Genomic DNA, 2,963 nt, shown 5'->3' on the forward strand with positions numbered 1-2,963 from the left:
GCGCAGGCGGACTTTGCTTGTATAGCTGCGAATTCCATTCGCCAAGGCTTAAGTTGACACCATATGATTCATCAATTGCCCCTACCTGAAAAAAGGGTTTCGGCTATTGTTTGCGTAACTCCTGAGAAATATGATGTCTGGAAGGCAACAAGAAAAAAACATAATTTTTCCCTGTGCAGACAGGTCTTACAGGCACAGACATTAGCTAAAATCACTAAAACAACCACCAAAAATAGAATTTGGCTGGTTTGTTGGATAAGTGTGCTAACTGAGGTAGAAAAATTGATGAATCCTCAACCAGAAGAAGACTTACAGCGTCGCCTCAATCAGCTAGAGGCAGAAATTAATTCCCCACCTGGGGTGGTTTCCGAACCACAAGAAAAAAAACAAACGCCCCAGTCTGTTTTTGCTAACTTGAACTTGCAACTGGAGCGATTTCAGATTTGGTTCAACAGCTTATCTGGAACAAAAAAGCTGGTAGTTGCGGGTGTGACGGTGCTAGTGGGCTTGGCGATGCTGCAAGCAGTGTTTAAACTAGTTGCATCTGTAATTAGTCTGGCACTTTTGGCAGTGTTAGTGTATGTTGGATACAAATTTTTTGTGTCTGGTAGCTTTCAACGTAAGCAATAAGTTGATATGCATTTACTTGGCATTCTGCCGGAGTTATGAGAGTCAGGAGCCAGAATACAAACTGTTCCTGACTTATCACTTCTAAATTCTATTTCAATATGCTTTTCTTTTTGCTGATCAGCTTAGTCTATTTTAATTGTGCCGAGAACGGCGTAGAAATAATATCAAAGGGAATTATGCAATGACGTCACCAATTGTCAGGAGAAGTAATCAATCTGGTCAGTCAAAAAAACCGGAAAGAGCCAATTCGCTGTTGCTAGCAAGCAGGCGTTTTGCTGCTTGGGCGGCTGAAATCACACTAGTGGTTACTAGTGGGTTGATTCCCTTCGGCATTGGTGTCTATGCCAATTCTAGAAGCGATCTGAACCGAGTACCGCTTAACCCCGTGTTGGTAGTTACAGAAAGAGCGATCGCTAGACCCTTAGCTTTGCCTGTGAGCTATGGCATCCGTAACGTCGCATGGCCAACTAATATTTTGTGGACGATCGCCCTGTTAGCACCTGTAACTCTCTCATGGTGGCAATTATATTTACTAGCTAAGACTGGTAGCACAATTCCTAAACGTTGGTTAAAAGTGCGGGTTGTCAACGAGCAAGGAAAGCCACCTGGTTTGGGCGCAGTGGTGATTAGAGAAGGAGTTGGGCGTTGGACTGTACCCATTTCCATCGCTTATCTGCTGTGGCGCTACAGCTTTGCTTTTCCGAATTTAGGATTATTCACATTTTTGTCTTTGTTAATGATTGTGGGTGAAGGGATAGGCTTACCGTCACGTCGGGGGCGTCGCGCACTGCACGATCAACTCGCAGGCACTCATACAATAGATGCACTTTTAGCTAGTAACAGACAAGCTCAATCTGCTGGTGGTAACGATGAAGCAGAAGAATGGCAAGAGGGAAATGAAGAATTAGTGGCAGTCCAAAGCAACAAGTCGCCCAATCTGTGGCGGCGGATACAGCAAAATCCCAATCTAACTTTGTTTGGGGTAGGGCTGACGAGTATGACTGCTGTGTTGGCAACTTTAATCGGCACTCAAGTTTATATCCAAATTCAACAATCCCAGCGAGCAACTCAGCAAATTAATAGCCAACAGTTCCTTGAAATTGTCAAACAATTAAGTCCCAACTCTGGGGCGACTAATGAGCAACGCCAAAGCGCAATTCTAGCTATGGGTGGTCTTAATGACCCACAATCCATTAAATTCCTGGCAGATTTATTAGTTAGCGAAACCAACTCCAGTCTTCTGGATACGATTCAACAAGCTTTGACAACTGTTGGGCCTCAAGCCATCCCTGAATTAAAAAATAAGAATCAGTTTTTGGTTAGCGAACTGGAATCTGTGGGTAGCACTGCAACCAAAGAGCGCGAATTGCGGCAAGGGCGGCTACAAAGAAACCAGCGGACGATCAACAAGATTCTCTCTGTTTACAGTGGGAAAATCGAGGGCGTTGACCTTAGTAGCACCCAATTAGGTCAAAGCGGTACTCCTGGAAGTTCCTTCTTCAACTTGGTACTAGACAGCCTTGATTTATCAGGAGTTAAGTTTAAATCTGCAAATCTTAACCAAGCCAGCTTTAAGGGTAGCCGCTTCCGGAGTGCGGGTGAGGATGGACGCTGGGATACTTACGACGATGTGATGGCTGATTTAAGCCAAGCTCAGTTGCAGCAAGCCAATCTTACTGATGCTAACCTCAGTCGCGTCTTGATGAACCGTACCGACTTGAGCCGCGCCACTCTCAATAGAGCTAACTTATCCAATGCGCGTCTATATGACGCTAAACTCAATAGCACCCAACTAGTAGGAGCCGATCTGCGAAACGCAGTTTTGGAAAAAGCCAGCTTGACTGGGGCTGATTTAGGTGACGCCAAATTGAACGAAGCCAATCTATATGCCGCGCGTTTAGGTCGCGCCACTGCTATAGGAACACAATTATCCTTTGCCAATTTAACTAACACTGATTGGCAAGGGGCAGATTTATCAGGAGCCTATTTGGATCGTGCTAATCTCAGCAATGCTAATCTGAGTGCCACTCGTTTAGCTGGTGCTGTTTTGCGTTCTGCCCAGATGGAAAACGTTAACTTGCAAAATGCCGACCTGAGTCTTGCAGATTTACGGGGGGCGAATGTCACCGGAGCAGATTTTAAGGGAGCAATTCTCGCCCCTAGCAAACAAGATCCAGCAGATCAATTTGTCCAAACCCCAGATTTAGGCTCAGTATCTGCCGTAGTCCAAGGTGTTGATTTTTCACAAGCTAAAAATTTAGATGCCAAGCAATTAGCATACATTTGTACTCAAGGAGGCATTCATCCCCGTTGCCCGTAGAATGGAGGGGGAG

2 protein-coding genes are annotated in these 2,963 nt (G+C 45.1%); both read left to right on the plus strand.

What is annotated here, in order from left to right:
- The first annotated feature begins 285 nt into the window (after positions 1–285).
- Positions 286–630, plus strand: coding sequence for a hypothetical protein (locus RRG12_RS42430; RefSeq protein ID WP_420758459.1), 345 nt, complete (start codon positions 286–288; stop codon positions 628–630).
- A 181-nt stretch (positions 631–811) separates the two neighbouring features.
- Entirely contained in the window at positions 812–2,950 is a 2,139-nt protein-coding gene (locus tag RRG12_RS42435) for a pentapeptide repeat-containing protein (protein ID WP_420758460.1), read from the plus strand.
- Positions 2,951–2,963 lie beyond the last annotated feature (13 nt).

Source organism: Nostoc sp. CALU 546 (assembly GCF_048836525.1).